Here is a 15500-nt window from a genome sequence, read left to right as displayed (position 1 = left end):
GAGATTGCCAGACTCACAGGCTTAGCCCCTCTTCACTTTGAAAGCGGGAATTACAAGGGAGTGAGAAAAATATACGGTGGACGCGCTCGGCCACGAACAGCTCTCTACATGGCTGCGGTAGTAGCTTTGAGACATAACCCTGAACTAAAAAGCTTTGGAGCTAGACTTCGTGACGCGGGAAAAGCAGGTCGAGCCATCGTGATTGCTGTTGCTCGGAAACTTCTTATCCATCTCAATTCTTTGGTTAAAAAAGAAATTTACGGAATATAGTTGCTGGTATGTTGTTCGCCTTCGGCGAAGATTGTGACCGAGCCTTTATGGTGGGATGTTATGTATTTCACCTTCGGCGAAGATTGTTGATAGGTTTCTTTGGCGGGGTTGCAATACAGCCGCCTCATGGAAGAACGCCTTGCGGTGCGCTCTGCTGTGGGGGCAATATCTCACACTTGGGCCAGTTTTTCCTGCGGGGGGTGCTGAGGAATGACTGAATAGCTTACTTCGCCAGGGCTTTTTCAATCGCCTGGCTCAGTTTCTTGCCATCAGGCGAGGTGAATGATCGATAGCGGGCGATGATTTTTCCATCGCGGCCGATGAGGAATTTCTCAAAATTCCATCGCACAGGTCCTGTGTTTTTAATCGCTAGATCCTTGGATGTTAGCTTCTGATAGAGTGGATGGGCATTTGGGCCATTGACTTCTACCTTACTGAACATCGGGAAGGTCACTGAGAAGCGACTGCTGCAGAATTCTACAATCTCAGCATCGCTGCCGGGTTCTTGTTTGCCAAATTGGTTGCAGGGGAAGCCCAATACCACAAAGCCTTGATCTTGGTACTTCAGGTAGCTTTGCTGCAGGGTGCTGTATTGTTTGGTGAAGCCGCAGCGGCTCGCCACGTTGACCACGAGCACTACTTTGCCTGCATAGGAATTGAGTGGGATAGACTCACCCTGGATGCTTTTGGCGCTGCCTGTGAGTAGGGGCTGAGAGCCCTCTGAGGTATGAAGTAGGAACATGGATAGCATGGTGCAAATGGTGGCCAGTGTCGCTGTGAATCGGGGTGTGGGCATGGTGGTTCTTAGAGTGAAATTGCTTGATCTGCTATGAGGTGGTTGCTTTGAGGAAGGCGGCGTTTATTGCTTCACTTCGTAGACCTCTCCGAGGATGCTGGTGAAGTACAGTTTTTGATTTGCAGCGCGATCGACGCTGGCGATTTGTTCGACTTTGATGGCTTTACCATCGATGAGCAGTTCGTGCTGGCGGACGCCATCGAGTTTGCCATTGCTGAGCGAGCCACTCCAGACGTAGTGGGTCACGTAGTCGGCGAAGAGGAATCGTCCATCGAGTTTGGGGTAGTTTGGGGGGGCAATTGCGGCGCCACTGATGCTGAGCCCTTGGAAGTCATTGGTGCCATGTTTGTAAGCATAGATTGGTTTGATGAGGGTGCCGCTATTGATTTTTTTGGGTTTGCGGTTGTTGGTCTTCTCGAAGGCTTCCCATTGGGGCCATCCGAAGTTTGCTGCGAACAATGCGCGGTGTGTGGTGGCGTTGATCTCTTCGTATTTGTTTTGCCCGACATCGGCGATGTAGAGGGTGTCACCATCCCAGCAGATCCGCCACGGGTTGCGCAGCCCGTAGCTGAGTATCTCTGGCCGCGCGTGTTGATCATCCACGTAGGGGTTGTCTTTTGGGATCTGGTAACCTGTGGCTGGGCTGACATCAATGCGAAGCAGCTTTCCTAGCAAGGATTCGAGATCTTGTGCGCGGCGTTTTGGGTCGTTGGCTGCTCCGCCGTCGCCGAGCGAGATGTAGAGCATGTGATCTGGTCCGAAGCGCAGGCTACCTCCATTGTGGTTGCGGTAATCTTGTGGGTGGGTAAGCAGCACTTCTTCGCTTTCCGCGATGGCTTGGTAGGCGTCATTCACGCTGAAACGGCTGAGCACCGAGCTGTCGTCCTGCTTGGTGTAATAGACGTAGAAGCGCTTTGAGCTGGAGAAGTCGCCGGGGAAGGCGATGCTGAGTAAGCCTTGCTCGGAAGCGCTGGAACGGACGCGGTCTTTGATATCGAGAAAGGGTGTTTGCAGCACCTTGCCCAACTTGCTGTCGTAGATCTTGATTTTGCCGGTTTTCTCTACGATGTAGACGAGCTGAGGCATGCCGGCATGACCACGTACTTCTACTGGCTTATCGAGGCCGTCAGCAACGCGCTGGATTTCTAGAGGGAATGCCTGGAGAAGAGGGAGCGAGCCTAGGAGAGTGGCGCAGGTCAAAACGTATGACTTGATCATGCATGACACTCTAGAGTGGATCGCTTCGCTAGGGCAACTCTAAGCGTCAAGGTAGTGGCTTAAATCCTCTTTGAGGGTGGCACGAGCGCGGAAGAGGTGGCTTTTGACTGCGGATACTGAGGTCTTGAGAACCGCGGCAATCTCTTCATAAGGCATGTTTTCGTAGCGTCTGAGCACGAGTGCCATGCGTTGTTTATCCGGCAAGTTTGCGATTGCTTGATCGACGACTTTGTTGAGCTCGGCCTGTTGCGCTTCGGCATCTGGGCTGCGCGTGGCATCATCGGAAACTTGTTCGAAGAGCACTTCTTCTCGTTGCTCGAGCGAGTATGTTTTGCGGCGGGCAAACTTCTTGGACTCGTTGAATACAAGGTTGCGAATGATGGTGAAGAAGAAGGTCGAGAACTTGGCCTTTTGTTTGTAGCGAGGTGCTGCTTTCCAGAGCCTGACGAAGGCCTGTTGGGCTATATCTTGAGCGTTTGATGGGTTGCCTAACATTTTAGCCACGGTTCCAACGGCCACATCCTGATAGCGTTCTACCAATTGCTCGAAGGCCTGGTGGTCGCCATGTTTCACACGCATCATGAGGGCAACATCGATGGCATCCTCAGAGTCGTGGTTTTCGCTTAATGACATAGTTGGGTTGGCAGTGGTCAGCATGACTTGTATCAAAACATCAAACCACAAGGCGATAGAGAAGTTGCAGAATAGTGTGAATAAATGTGATGCTGGGGGTGCTGAGTAAGGGCGAAAGCATCGCAAGCTGATTGATCTCGCGCAGCTTGCTGGCGGCGAGGGTATGCTGTGCTAGTGGTGGCTCAGCGGATAAAGCGTTGGCTGAGGTTCTTGAGAAGCTCTTGGATTTCTTGAGCTTCCTGGAGGAGGGCCATGAGTTCTTCAGGCGGGAGGTTGCTTTGCTTCATTGCGGTGCGAATGACGGCCTCACGTTGCTGGAAGTGCTTGCTGAGTAGCATGTTGGTGGTCTCCTCGGCGGCTTTGATTGGGTCGCTGGGCGTGGTTTCGGAGAGGGTGCGCTGGAGGGCAGAGCGTTCGTCGTCTGGTAGCGATTGGAGAAAGCTTTGCACCGCGGATGGTTGCGATGGCGAGGGCTTCTGAGACAGAATGGTATTGAACAAGGCGCCGCCAGAGAATCCTTGCAGCGCGGTGTGCAGGGATTCAATTTGCTCGCAGAGCCACGATTGAGCTTTTTCTGAGCTGAGGGCGAGGAAGCAGAGGTAAGATACCGTGCTATCCATTTCGAGTGGCTCAAGCGTGGGGGGCGTTTGTTCTGGCTCAAAGCGGTTTTGGCGTTGCTGGGCGCGACGCTCGTCATGGCGCATTTTTTTTCCCGTGTTGATGAGCTGGTCGCGGAAGTCGGCCTCGCTAAGTGTTAGGCGTGCAGCCACCTTGGCTACCACCATGTCTTGAGCGACTTTGTTGGTGATCAAGTTGGCGAGCTCGGCGAGCTCCACGACGAGGTTCGCCTTTTCTTGGAAGTCGTTCAAGTTGCTGGTGTTGGCCGCGTGTTGGAGTTTGTACTCGAAGAATTCTAGGGCATTCTCTAGGAGTTGTTGGAATGCCTCAACCCCGTACTGTTGGATATAGGAATCGGGGTCTTCACCGGCTGGCATGGTGACACAGCGGACGTGGATTCCTTCGGCTGCTAGCACGCGGAAAGCACGCGTCGCCGCTTTGTAGCCTGCGTTGTCGGCATCGTAGCAGAGGATGGCGCTCTGGGTGTAGCGTTTGAGCAGGCGAGCGTGGTGCTCGGTGGTGCCGGTGCCGAGAGCGGCGATGGCATTTTGGACTCCTTTCTCATGGAGAGCAATGACGTCAATTTGCCCTTCACAGAGAAGTGCGAATTTCGCTTGGGAGATCGGCCGACGTGCTTTATCGAGTCCGAAGAAGATGCGTGACTTATCGAAGAGTTGAGTCTCGCGGGTATTGATGTATTTGCCGGTATTGGGGTCGTCGATGAGCTGTCGGGCGCTGTAGCCAATGATGTCGCCGTAGTCGTTGTGAATGGGGAAGAGCAAGCGATTGCGCCAGTTCACGTAGATGCCAGCTTTTGGGTTGTTGGCGTCCTTGAGGTTGCAAATGCCTGACTGCACCAGCTCCCGGCCGTTGAAGCCGTGCTCTTTTGCCCAGTGGAGAAATTGTTGTGGGTTTTCGGGCATCCAGCCGATGAGCCAGCGTTCTGCAGCTTCGACATTCATCCCACGTTTTTTGAGATAGTCTCGGGCGATTTGAGCTTCGGGTGCTTTGCGAACGAGGGTGTGAAAGTACTTGGCTGAGGCATTGTGGAGTTGCACCAGGCGTGACTTGATACGCTTTCGTTGTTCCGCCTTCGGGTCGTAGGCTTCTTCTTGGATGGTGACGCCTGCGCGGTCGGCGAGCTTTTTCACAGCATCGACAAAAGGGAGGTTTTCGTAGTCTTTGACGAAGGTGATGGCTGAGCCACTCGCTCCACAGCCAAAGCAATAGTAGAATTGCCTCTGTGGGTTGACGTTGAATGAAGGGGTCTTCTCGTTGTGGAATGGGCAGCACGCTTTGAAGGTGCCGCCTGCGCGCTTCAAGGGGATGTAGCCCGAGATAACATCGACGATGTCAGTATTGTCGAGGATGCTTTGGATGGTTTCTTCGGGAATGCGTGGCACTCCTTACTTGTGGCGCTTCCTTGGCTGCGGTTCAACGATGAAATCGAGCTAGGCAGTATTTTCCAGAGCAAGCAATGCGCTGACTCGGCCCATCATTTCATTGATCGCTTGGATCTTTGTGGTGGTCATTCCCATGAGGGCTAGGAACCATCCGTATGCCACTGTGACTTCGACCTTTGTGGAGTTTTCGCCGAGCGCTTCGAAGGCGTAGCTGATGGTCCAGCCTTTATGGCGTAGTTTGGACATGCTGTCATAGCCTTGCTCGGTGATGACCAAGTGCTGCAGAGCGTGGTCCTGCACAATCTTGCCAGAGTAGTGTTTGCCATGGTGAAGCTCCCGATAAATCGAAAGGTAACGCGGCGCGATCACGGACTCTTTGACGTAGGTGTAGCAAGCGGTGATAGGTGCCTGAATCTCGATCTGTACATTGACTTTGCCCATGTGCTTGCAGAGTTTTGGTTGTTAGCTTTTGTTATGCAGCTTTGTTGGAGATGATTCGATCGATGGAGAATCGACCTGGACCAGCGAGCAAAAGCATCAAAAATCCCGCGAGGTAAACGAGTGCAAATTCCTTGCTCGCCGCGCCAGCAGGTGCAAAGAACGGGTCAGAAGCATGCACAATTAAGGCGGCTACAACCATCGTGAACATGAGCTGAGTCGCTGCCAGTCGGGTGCCTAGTCCAAGGATCAGCATTGCGGAACCAATGATTTCACTGATGATGGCGAGGCTCAGGCTGAGAGAGGGTCCAATGCCAAGTGGGTCTGGGAACTTGTCGGCTAGCACGGAAAATTTCTCAAGTTTCGGCAGGCCGTGGCCTAAGATCATCATGCCGCCGAAGAGGATGCGTGTGGTGAGGAGTGCGAGATCGGCACCTAGTTCTTCGGCGCCTGAGTTCATCCAAGCGCGGTATTTATGAATCAATTGGATCATGGGGCTTATGGGGTGGGCGTTGAGTCGTTTGTTGTTGAAGTGACCATTGATGATTCAGTGGCATAGCATTCTGAGGTATACTGCATGCTGGCCATCTTTGGCAACACGATTGCGAGGTGGAGCATGGGCGGGGAACCACCCTGGTAGGAACTGAATGGACCTGGCTTATTCCTTCTGGTGTTCGCGTTTCCAGCTGAAGCCCAGCGCTTGGGCTGCTGATTCTTGGAATCGTTGGCGGATGATGCAGGCGTCGCCGTTGCCAAAGCCGATGCGCTGGATCATCATGATGTAGCTGACTCCGCGCACCGGGTCGCTCCAGGCTTGTGTGCCAAAACCGCCGCCGTGACCAAAGCTACCTTTGGATAGCATGGCGGTGATGCCCATTGGTTCGCGCACGACTCCTGTGGCAACTGCCCAGCCACTTCCAGGGACAAAGCCAGTTTCCATCGCACCGGTAGTGATGCGCGTGAGTTCCTCCACGGCCGCTTCTGATAGGAGCTGTTTCTGTTTGTATGATCCGCGATTGAGGAGCATTTGGCAGAAGCTAGCGTAGTCGCTTGCGGTGCTGTAGAGCCCAGTATTTGCCAGTGGTGCTGCGGCGCTCATGCGGCGCCGGTCGTAGTGAGCAACTGCGACTGGGAGTTCTTTCGCGGGATCCTTACGATAGGCTGTGGCAAGACGTTTTTGCTGTTCTCGATCGAGGTAGTGCCCTGTGTCTACCATTCCTAAGGGCCGGAAGATGGTGCGTTGCAGATAGGTGTCGAATGGTAGGCCACTGACTCGCTCGACGATACTCGCTGCGGCATTGACGGCCGATTGGCTGTAGGTCCATTTCTCACCGGGTTCTGAGAGCATTGGTCGTTCCCAGCAGATTGGGAGTAGTTCTGATAGACTCGTCGCGTCTTGCTTTTCCTGATGTGTGGCCTCTGCCAGACCAGATGTGTGGTTGAGTAATTGGCGCACCGTGATAGCAGCAACTTGGCCACTAGGGCTTGTGATTGTAGCAAATTCAGGAAGGTATCGGGCGACTGGAGCATCCAGGTCGATGAGTCCACGATCCACCAAGGTCATGATGGCCACACCCGTGATCGGCTTAGTCATCGAAGCGATGCGGAAAATCGTGTCTTCTAGCATGGGCAATTTCGTATCACGGTTGCGCGTGCCTAGGGCGCCGAGGTGGAGGACTTTATCGCGATCCACCACCATCGTGACCACACCATAGATTTCGCCGGCTGCGAGCATTTCTCGCATGGCGCCATCGATAGCTGCAAGTCTGGGGGCTGCCTGAAGCGGTAGTGCTGTGGCGCATGATGTGATCAGTATGAGCGTGGAGAAGAGTCGATTGAGCATCGTAAGTACCATCGAAGCGATTGAAGGACGCACTGGCGAACAAAAAAAAGCCCTAGCTCGGTACGAGTCCAAGCTAGGGCGATGTTAAAGGTGAACTGTTCAGTCCTAACGGCGACGACGTGCCAGTAGGGTGAGGCCTCCGAGGCCGATCAATGCAGCACTGCTAGGCTCTGGCACTGCCACAGCTTGAAGAGTGAAGCCTTGGATGACGGCGCCATTCCCCACGATATCAATATCGAGGTTGGTGTCGGTTGAGGTGAAGGTGTGGGTGATCATTGTGCCTACCGTCGGTGTGGCACCAGTTCCCAATGGTGTGGGGAGCTCTGGCTGAAAGGCGGATTCGATCGTGGTACCTTCTACCACAACGTTCAGTGATCGAGGATCATCATTGTTGTTGGAAAAGTACAAGACGAGTTCATATTGCTGGGATGTTGAGATAACCGCATCAATATTGATGGCTGAGCTTGCTGAACCGAAGTCCAGAGCGGTGTTGTGCATCATCAATTCAAGGTCGTTATCACTGGCGGTAGAACCGTATTCGGGCGTGGTGGCCCAATTGAACTGACCACCGGAGTCGACGACGGCGACACTGACGTTGGCATTGTTGTCGTCGGCTTGAAATGTGTAGCCATTGATAGATCGGTCTGCGGTGCCACCTCCGATATCAATGAGGTACTCATAGCTTCCACTGAGTGTCAGATCAGAAGCTTGGTTGAATGTGCTAATAGTGGCAGCCTGCAAGGTGCCTCCTGTAACTGCGATGGCTAGTGCCAATGCCGCTGAATGAGGTAATAGGTTGTGGGTCATAATGTATCGTATGGTTGCACACGATGAGGAATAGGGGAGTTACAAGCAGGCAGTAGAGAATGAAACGCCTATCTCACGTAGTGTGTTTGCAGGATGTTCATGGGGGTGTTGCCTGTCAAGCATTTACGTGAATGGTTCGTTCGGTGTGTGTCAGGTTCTTGAATGTTGTTTGCTAGAATTGTGGAGATACAATGCTCTCATTGTTGTGCGTACTTATTGAGCATCTTCTTGGCGGGTGACGATGGGGACGTAGCCATATTCGAAGCCTCGCGGTGGCGTGACGATGAGTGCGGAGTCTAGGCTCACCAGTTCCCCTTCGGCTGGAGGAGCCATGTAGTCGCGATCGATGGGCCAGTGTGCATGGATCTGCTCTACCAAGTGCTGCAGCCGCGCCTTTTTTTGTTCGCTCCATTGGTACTGCTGGAAGGTCGGTTGGTCGATGAATCGGTACCATGAATAGGTCACCAAGGACCCATCTGCTAGTTCGACTTGGTAGGGGCCGAGTGCAGGCCCAGGGTGGGTCCAAGCGCCGCGCTTTGGCGAAGTGAAGGGCTGGCCTCGTTTGGCAAGAGCAAAGCGTTGCTCACGCAGGCTAAGTTCTGCGGGGACTTCGCTGGCGTCGATGGGCACACGCTTGTCTCCTTCATGGCGGAAGTATTGTGGGAAGGCGCCGCGGTTTTCCCTGGTGAGCTTGTTCCAACGAATTCCCCAAACTTGGGGTGAATAGGCATGGCTCTCGAAGAGTTGGTCGATTCCTTTGAGTGGCAATTTAGCTTGGGAGTAGCGCGTTGGATTGGCGGATATCTTGGCGTTCCAAGTTCCTTTTTTGGCAAAGCTTCCGGAGCAAGGTGTGCCACCTTTTCTCCATGCGAGGAAGTCGTTGTAGAGTGCCTCCTTGGAATAGTAGTTGACCTGTTGCACAAGGAGTGAGCGACCCAGGCGGTCGACCGGGAATTGGAGCTTTGGAATCTTTGAATAGGTGATGCCCGCACGCGTTTGTTGTTCGTAGCATGGCACCGTATTGATCTCCATGGCGCCGCCGTGCATGATGCCAGGACGAGCGTCGAGGCCTCGACCATAGAGAAATGGGTAGTCGAAGCGCTTGCCTACCTTGCTCCAAGTTTCGGGAACATAGTAGGCGATAGGGCCTTTAAAGTTTTTAGTGTTGATAAAGCAGGTCCAGGCATGGGATCCAGTAGGCGGGTCCCCATCAGGCACTGGATCGGTGAATGGTAGTGCTAGGTAGGTATAGCCCATGAATTCGCCATTTGGCTGACCCTTGAAGGGCAGAGCATCGGGAGGAATGAGAAGACGGTTGCTGAGTTGCGCTAGGCCGAGTTGATCATCTGCCAGAGCCTCAGTATCATAGAAAAATGACCAGCCGGGGGATCCGACTTCGTAGTCGTAGCACTGCGGGGTGGCATTCAAGCTAAACTTGGGTGCTCCGTAGCGAAAGCGATTGCCTCGCCAATAGCCGAGGCCGCCTTCGACTGTTTGAAATACCGAGTCCCAAGTGGGACCACGTTCTTTCCATTCCCTAGCGCGTGTGCCCACTGGAGCGAGTGGGGTGGATTTGTTGTCGCGGTTGTCCGGCAGAATCCAGCAGCCTGGAAGCCCAATCTGAAATTGCGCCAGTGGTTGGTCAATCAAGGGCCAGACCGCGGTATAAAACCCCATGCCCATGTTGAAGGCCGTGCCTGCAGGAGGGGAGTTGGTGCGGTAGCCAATGTAGCCATGGAGCCCCTGATGGTGGTGCTTGACCTGCGTGTCAGGCGCGGCACTAGCGGCTGCGATGGTGGCCAGTACCAGGGGCATCGCCAGACTGAGCTTGATCAAGGCGCGAGGCTGACTGGGGAGACTGAACAAGTTCTTATTCTTTGGCTCTAGACAATGCGGGGAGTCCGCGCTGCACGAGTTGTTGGTCGACTTGGTCGCTGAGGGTGGCGTCTAGATAGATGGTCTTTGGTTGCTCGTCGATGGTGAGCGAGTGGATACCATTGGCTGGAGCCTTCTTCAAAGCGGCGATCAATGAAGGTAGGTCTTTCACTGGCTGGCCATTGACCTGCTCGACAATGACACCGCGGATCGATTCGTAGCCGAGTGTTGCAGGAGTGGGAATGGTGGCGCTGATGAAGACGAGGCGATCGCGTCCTTTTTCATAATCTTCTGGGTGATTGAGTGCGTCTAGTAGGTTGAGCGGTGCGCGGCTTTGCCAATCTTTGCCGAAGGCCTCGAGGTAGGACTTGGTGAGTTCTTGGAAGACGAAGCCACCTTTCACCAAGTAGCGGGGAGCCTTGCCATAGGTGTGTGATGGGATGATGCCCTCGGGCGCGCGCGCCAGCTTGGTTTCCACTTGTAGTACCTTGCCGTCACGTAAAATATCAAAATGGATTGGTTCGCCAATTTTTTTGGCGCCACGCACGAGGTGGCTCCAGAAGAGGGTGCCGTAGTGTGGGTCTTGGTAGTTGCCGCGCTTGTCGATAGCGTGTCCATCGATGGCTGTGATGACGTCGCCCTTTTGAAGCTTTGCATTAGCAGCTGCGGAGTCGGGGAGCACGCGTGTGATGAAGAGTCCGTTCTTGCCCTGTGGGAGTTCGAGCCAGCGTCTGAAGTGTGGGTCTTTGGTGTTGGAGGTCGCGACGCCGAGCATCGGGAATCCTTTGTAAGCACCATCAGCGGCATCTTCGAGGAAGGCATTGAGGATTTCTGGAGCAATCAGGTCGGCGAGCTGGTCTTTGCTGGAATAGCTGGTGAGGAGTCCCGCTAGCTTGCCATCCTTGATCGCAGGAAGGGTGAAGCTGTTGGCGGCACTTTGCATTGAGGTCTTGAGTTCGTAATTTAGAAAATAGTGGCCTGCCGCGAAGCCCGCTACAATATCGACTCCCCGGATCTTTCCTGAGGTCAGCAGCTGGGTGCCATTGTTCTGGATCTGAATGATGTCCAGCGAGTCACCAATGCTAGCTGGCTCAGCAGTTTGAAATGGCTTGAGCTTGGCAATCACTTCTTTGCCGTCCGCATCGATGGCTTCGAGCAGCGCTAGGTTGCACTCATAGTCGATGGTGTGAATCTTCGCTGGGATTTGAAACTCCCCATCACAGGTTTCGAGCTGGATGAAGTTGGCATTGGTCACCATCTCTGCGGTGGTGATGACGAGACCATTGTCGAGCACCGCGGCTAGGGCACGGCGACTGCGCGGGTTCGATTTGTCCCACGGCTGTGAAGGGTTGTAGTTTTGAAGCGTGGAGGAGATTCGCAGTACCGAGTCGGTGTAGTCTGCTGCCAAGCTGCTCAGCGATCCTAGGGTGGTGAGGACTGCGAGAAGTAGAGTGAGGAATGGTTTCATGAAGTGCTAGTTGGTTAACGTTGCGTACTGGATTGGGCGCGGTGGTCTAGTTCTCGAGGTTTTGTTGGCTGTGGATCCCGTAGTTTTCTCTGATCCGTTGGTTGGCCTCAGCGAGGTCCTTGGTGGGAATCACGAGTGGGCGATCCACGCCGCTGAAGGTGATTTCTAAAAATTTTGGAGGGTTTGCGCTGTTGAGCAGCTGAGAGGCTTGCTCGATGGTGGTGATCTTTTGGCCATTGATGGTTTCCACAGCATTGCCAGCGAAGCCGCCAAGCGAAGCATTGATCGGGTCGTCGAGCAGGCGGGTGAGGATCAACACATCTTGATGCTTTTCATAAAAGCCGTCCTTAAGGTAGGTGTTGAAGATCTTTCTCACGCGCGGGTTATTCAGCTTGTGAGAGAGGTAGAGGTTGAGGTTGAGCGGCTGAAAGACCAGCCCACCTTGAACCAGGAAGCGTGGCTTTTTTCCATACTGCGCCGCGTACATCTGTGCTGGCGGGAAGGTCTTCAATACCACGGATTTCTCCATGACTTCACCATTGCGGACGAACTTTAGGCTGACTGCGTCGCCTGCGAACTTGCGCTCCACAATCTCGTTCATGTTCACGCGCTCGCCGTCCATCAGGATGTTGCCCGAGGAATCAACTTCATGGCCATCGATGGCGATGAGAATGTCGCCTTGCTTCACGGTTGTGGCTGCTGAGCTACCTACGGACACATCGGCCACGAGCACACCTGGGTCGTTTGGTGCGAGGTTGTAGATCTTACGCATTGCCGGGTTGAACAGTGGGAACTCGCTGACACCAAGCTCGGCATAGTGGTCGTAGCTACCGTCTTTGATGTCCGTAAGAAAGCGATTGATGACCGGAGGCGGGATCATGTAGCCCGTATTGTCTGCCTGGGTCAGACCCTGGAAGGCGACGCCTACGACCTTGCCATTCTGCAGCACGGGGCCACCTGAGTTTCCAGGGTTGATCGCCGCGTCAATCTGCACCACGAGGTGCATGTCCGCCCTAGAGTGTGCATAAGAACGAAAGTCGATTCGCGATACGATGCCGCGTGTGACTGAAATGCGTTCACCACCCACAGGATAACCGATCACTCGTACTTCGTCCTCTAGCTTTGGGATGTCGCCAATACGAAAGTGTGGCAATCCCTCAAAAGGGCTGAAGTCGTCTACTTCGAGAAGCGCAAGGTCACAGTCATGAGCGATGTGGACCACGCGGGCTTGATGCTTGCGCGCTGAGCCATGCATGGTGATGAGAACTCGGCGTTCGTTCGATACCACATGAGCATTCGTAAGAAATTGGTTTTTCCCGATGATGAATCCAGTACCAGAGCCGCCTGAGAAGTGGCCAGCATTCCATGGTGTGGTGTAGTCCGGTACCTGTGAGGCGACTTCGATTTTCACGATCGACTTATAGATTTCAGCATTCTCAGCTGAAGCTGTGGCGGCCGGGGCTGCGAGAGCGCTTGGGATGGTAGCTGCTGTGAGGGCGAAGGTGCAGATGGCGGCGATCGTGGCAGAAAATCTCATGACTGGTAGACTATGGGGCGGATGGTTAATTTGAAAAGTAGATTTGATGTTTCGATAAAATAGTTTAGCTGGATGGCATGGAATTGCGCGAGTTTGCCGAGCAGGTGCTGTACAGTAGATCCTTGGATGAGAAGTTGTTACTCAATCCCAAGGTGATCACTGATGAGGCGCCTGAGGCTGGGAGCTTCATCATGCCTGATGGTCCCGGGAGGCCTAGCGAGCTCCAAGTCTCCGCTCGTGGGGTAAAAGCGGACTTCCCGGGGACCAACCGGCTCGACGATGATGTCGAGCGTGGCAAGATGCTGCATTTCCTAGCGAACCATGAATTACTAGCGACAGAGCTGATGGCTCTTGTCTTGCTAAAATTCCCCAATGCCCCGAAGGAATTTCGCTTGGGCGTCTATGAAACTCTGAAAGAGGAACAGGCTCATACACTTATGTACATGCGCAGGATGCGCGACTGCGGGGTAGAATTTGGCGAACTTCCCGTGAATGATTACTTCTGGCGCGCTGTGGCCCCCATGGAACAACCGATGGATTTTGTCAGCCGCCTGAGCTTAGTCTTCGAACAAGCGAACCTCGACTACTCGGTCCACTATGCAAAACTCTTCCGCCAAGTCGGCGATGGTGGCACCGCCGCAGTCCTAGAAAAAATTTACGAAGACGAGATCGAACACGTCGGCCATGGCCTCAAATGGTTCCGCCGCTGGAAAGACCAATCCAAGAGCGACTGGGAAGCATTCAAGACCCAGCTCTTCTTCCCACTCTCGCCAGTGCGAGCCAAAGGCGTGGCCCCATTCAATGCCGAGGGACGCAAGATCGCTGGCATCGACTCCGAGTGGATCGAAGCGCTAGAAATCGAAGAACAATCGCGCGGACGCACCCCCGTGCTCCATTGGTTCAACCCAAATGCCGAGGGCGAAGAACTCGCCAAGATCAATAACAAACCATTCTCGCCAAAGCGTAATGTGCGCTTGTTAGAAGAGGATTTGGATATGCTGCCTATTGCCTGGACGCGACGCGACGATGTGCTCTTGCTGCGCAATGCTCCCAGCCGCCAGCACTTGGTGAACCTACGTGCTTGGGGATTTCCAATGCCCGAGTGCATTGAGCTGGGAGGAGAGCACGATCTAGAAGAACGCCGGATCGGTGGCATGCGCCCATGGGCCTGGCAGCAACGCGCTTGCGATGTCCTTGCTCCCTACGCTCAGAATATGAGCGAGCAGGTCGCGCAAAAATGGCGCAATCATGGCGAGAGCGAATGGATGTCTAAAAAGCTCGGCTTCCGACTCGAGCAGTTGTTAGGTGAACCTGTTGGGCAATGGTGTGAATCCGAGGCCGAGGTGATGGAATACTTCTCGCAGAGCGATGGCAATATATTGATGAAGGCAGCCTACTCGAACGCAGGGCGGGGGCATTGCCGGATTATCGATGGAGACTGGAGCCAGAGTGCCAAAGGGTGGCTCAAGCGCAGCCTCAGCGAGCACGGTGGATTGTTAGTCGAGCCATGGCTCAATCGAGTGGTGGACTTTTCCTCCCAATACGAACGTGCCGCCGATGGTAGCATCAAGCACATCGGAATGACCCAAGTCCTCAACGATAGCCTAGGGCGCTTCCGCGGCTGTCTGGTTCTTCCAAAATGGGCGCAGGGCTACGATGCCGAACTCAGCACCTTCCTCTTCCGCGATAGCGATGCCCACGCATTCTACCGCCATCGCCTCCCTGAAGCACTCAATCAACTGCTAGGCAACAGCGATTACGTGGGTGCGATTGGCATCGACTCCATGGTATTTCGACACCCAGATGGCACCCTAGCATTCCGCCCGGTGGTGGAGGTGAACATGCGTCACACCATGGGCCGCGTTGCCGTCGAGCTCCTCAAAAAGTCAGCCCCGGGCATGGGGGGACTCTACGAGATCGTCCGCAAATCTCAAACCCAGGGTGCTTCCGACGAGCATAGCCCGTACGGTCCAGAAGCCGAGGGTGGCGAGCAAGTCGGCCTCAGCGCCGGCCTCTACCCGCTCAACGACCCAAGCCAAGCCGAAGAATTCATCGCCCAGTTCCGCGTCGCCAGACCCAGTGTCTTGCTAGGCTGTTTGGATAAATAAATCCTGTTGGTCTGAAGTGTTTCCCTAGCACAGAAACATAGCACGCTAGAAGGCGTGTACTTTTTGCGAGCTAATAATACCTCAGCGTAGACGCCAAAGTAGAATGCTGTTAGGTTGGCGACGGTGATATTTCCAAATCCAATAGACGCATGCGTAGAGAATGCGAAAGCTTTCTCTACGACACCAAAAGAGAACTTCGGAGAGTTCTACTACTACGGGTACAGATTCAATGATGCGGGGCTAGGGAGATGGTTGAACCGTTACATAACTCTCATAACTCAGACAGACTAAACTTAGAGAAAGTCCGAGCCTAACATTGTAGTTTCCCTGATGATCAACTTCACATGAGCTCATGGGGCGCTGGATGCGAACATTTGGGTATGATCGGCCCGGAATGCCCTAGAATACCCGTTTTCTGGCAAGGTGGTGCCAGTGCTTCGCCTGTTGCGAAGCGTGTTAGGTGGTGGTACTGTGTCGGCTGGCCTA

The 15500-nt window shown here is 54.0% G+C and carries 13 protein-coding genes; 2 read left to right on the top strand and 11 right to left on the bottom strand.

Annotated features, from left to right (window positions below; genetic code table 11):
* Nucleotides 1-270, top strand: a 270-nt coding sequence (locus F454_RS16185) for a transposase (protein ID WP_018971186.1), incomplete at its 5' end; no start/stop codon positions are given.
* Nucleotides 271-493: 223 nt separating this feature from the next.
* Here the strand turns inward: F454_RS16185 and F454_RS0113500 are convergent.
* The 11 genes from F454_RS0113500 to F454_RS0113450 form a co-directional block, all read right to left on the bottom strand.
* Nucleotides 494-1066, bottom strand: coding sequence for a glutathione peroxidase (locus F454_RS0113500; RefSeq protein WP_018971185.1), 573 nt, complete (start codon nucleotides 1064-1066; stop codon nucleotides 494-496).
* A 63-nt stretch (nucleotides 1067-1129) separates the two neighbouring features.
* The gene (locus F454_RS15310) at nucleotides 1130-2284 is read right to left on the bottom strand and encodes a PQQ-dependent sugar dehydrogenase (protein ID WP_018971184.1); all 1155 of its coding nucleotides are present in this window, start codon (nucleotides 2282-2284) and stop codon (nucleotides 1130-1132) included.
* Nucleotides 2285-2323: 39 nt separating this feature from the next.
* Entirely contained in the window at nucleotides 2324-2917 is a 594-nt protein-coding gene (locus F454_RS0113490) for an RNA polymerase sigma factor (protein ID WP_156817295.1), read from the bottom strand.
* Nucleotides 2918-3099: 182 nt separating this feature from the next.
* The gene (gene dnaG, locus F454_RS16005; RefSeq protein WP_018971182.1) at nucleotides 3100-4938 is read right to left on the bottom strand and encodes a DNA primase; all 1839 of its coding nucleotides are present in this window, start codon (nucleotides 4936-4938) and stop codon (nucleotides 3100-3102) included.
* Nucleotides 4939-4986: 48 nt separating this feature from the next.
* Nucleotides 4987-5379 carry a hypothetical protein gene (locus F454_RS0113480; RefSeq protein WP_018971181.1) on the bottom strand — a complete coding sequence of 131 codons (393 nt, stop codon included), beginning with the start codon at nucleotides 5377-5379 and terminating at the stop codon, nucleotides 4987-4989.
* A 31-nt stretch (nucleotides 5380-5410) separates the two neighbouring features.
* Entirely contained in the window at nucleotides 5411-5869 is a 459-nt protein-coding gene (locus F454_RS0113475; RefSeq protein ID WP_018971180.1) for a DoxX family protein, read from the bottom strand.
* 165 nt (nucleotides 5870-6034) lie between these two features.
* Nucleotides 6035-7231 carry a serine hydrolase domain-containing protein gene (locus F454_RS15300; RefSeq protein ID WP_083913043.1) on the bottom strand — a complete coding sequence of 399 codons (1197 nt, stop codon included), beginning with the start codon at nucleotides 7229-7231 and terminating at the stop codon, nucleotides 6035-6037.
* Nucleotides 7232-7324: 93 nt separating this feature from the next.
* Nucleotides 7325-8026, bottom strand: a complete 702-nt coding sequence (locus F454_RS0113465; RefSeq protein WP_018971178.1) for a PEP-CTERM sorting domain-containing protein — start codon at nucleotides 8024-8026, stop codon at nucleotides 7325-7327.
* 213 nt (nucleotides 8027-8239) lie between these two features.
* Nucleotides 8240-9892, bottom strand: a complete 1653-nt coding sequence (locus F454_RS0113460) for a hypothetical protein (protein ID WP_205619046.1) — start codon at nucleotides 9890-9892, stop codon at nucleotides 8240-8242.
* A gap of 4 nt (nucleotides 9893-9896) precedes the next feature.
* A complete protein-coding gene (locus F454_RS0113455; protein ID WP_018971176.1) occupies nucleotides 9897-11369 on the bottom strand; it encodes a S1C family serine protease in 1473 nt (490 codons plus the stop codon).
* 46 nt (nucleotides 11370-11415) lie between these two features.
* The gene (locus F454_RS0113450) at nucleotides 11416-12906 is read right to left on the bottom strand and encodes a S1C family serine protease (protein WP_018971175.1); all 1491 of its coding nucleotides are present in this window, start codon (nucleotides 12904-12906) and stop codon (nucleotides 11416-11418) included.
* A 77-nt stretch (nucleotides 12907-12983) separates the two neighbouring features.
* On the opposite strand from F454_RS0113450, the gene F454_RS16000 reads away from it, so the two are divergent.
* On the top strand, nucleotides 12984-15014 hold the full coding sequence (locus F454_RS16000) for a DUF455 family protein (RefSeq protein WP_018971174.1): 2031 nt from the start codon (nucleotides 12984-12986) through the stop codon (nucleotides 15012-15014).
* Nucleotides 15015-15500 lie beyond the last annotated feature (486 nt).

It is taken from the genome of Rubritalea marina DSM 17716 (assembly GCF_000378105.1).
GTDB classification, from domain to species: domain Bacteria; phylum Verrucomicrobiota; class Verrucomicrobiia; order Verrucomicrobiales; family Akkermansiaceae; genus Rubritalea; species Rubritalea marina.
This window is presented reverse-complemented; position numbering and strand designations above follow the sequence as displayed.

Excerpts from the sequence above, each read along its gene's own strand:
- F454_RS0113500 (WP_018971185.1), bottom strand. The coding sequence starts at position 1,066 with ATGCCCACACCCCGATTCACAGCGACACTGGCCACCATTTGCACCATG.
- F454_RS15310 (WP_018971184.1), bottom strand. The coding sequence starts at position 2,284 with ATGATCAAGTCATACGTTTTGACCTGCGCCACTCTCCTAGGCTCGCTC.
- F454_RS0113490 (WP_156817295.1), bottom strand. The coding sequence starts at position 2,917 with ATGTCATTAAGCGAAAACCACGACTCTGAGGATGCCATCGATGTTGCC.
- F454_RS0113480 (WP_018971181.1), bottom strand. The coding sequence starts at position 5,379 with ATGGGCAAAGTCAATGTACAGATCGAGATTCAGGCACCTATCACCGCT.
- F454_RS0113475 (WP_018971180.1), bottom strand. The coding sequence starts at position 5,869 with ATGATCCAATTGATTCATAAATACCGCGCTTGGATGAACTCAGGCGCC.
- F454_RS15300 (WP_083913043.1), bottom strand. The coding sequence starts at position 7,231 with ATGGTACTTACGATGCTCAATCGACTCTTCTCCACGCTCATACTGATC.
- F454_RS0113465 (WP_018971178.1), bottom strand. The coding sequence starts at position 8,026 with ATGACCCACAACCTATTACCTCATTCAGCGGCATTGGCACTAGCCATC.
- F454_RS0113455 (WP_018971176.1), bottom strand. The coding sequence starts at position 11,369 with ATGAAACCATTCCTCACTCTACTTCTCGCAGTCCTCACCACCCTAGGA.
- F454_RS0113450 (WP_018971175.1), bottom strand. The coding sequence starts at position 12,906 with ATGAGATTTTCTGCCACGATCGCCGCCATCTGCACCTTCGCCCTCACA.
- F454_RS16000 (WP_018971174.1), top strand. The coding sequence starts at position 12,984 with ATGGAATTGCGCGAGTTTGCCGAGCAGGTGCTGTACAGTAGATCCTTG.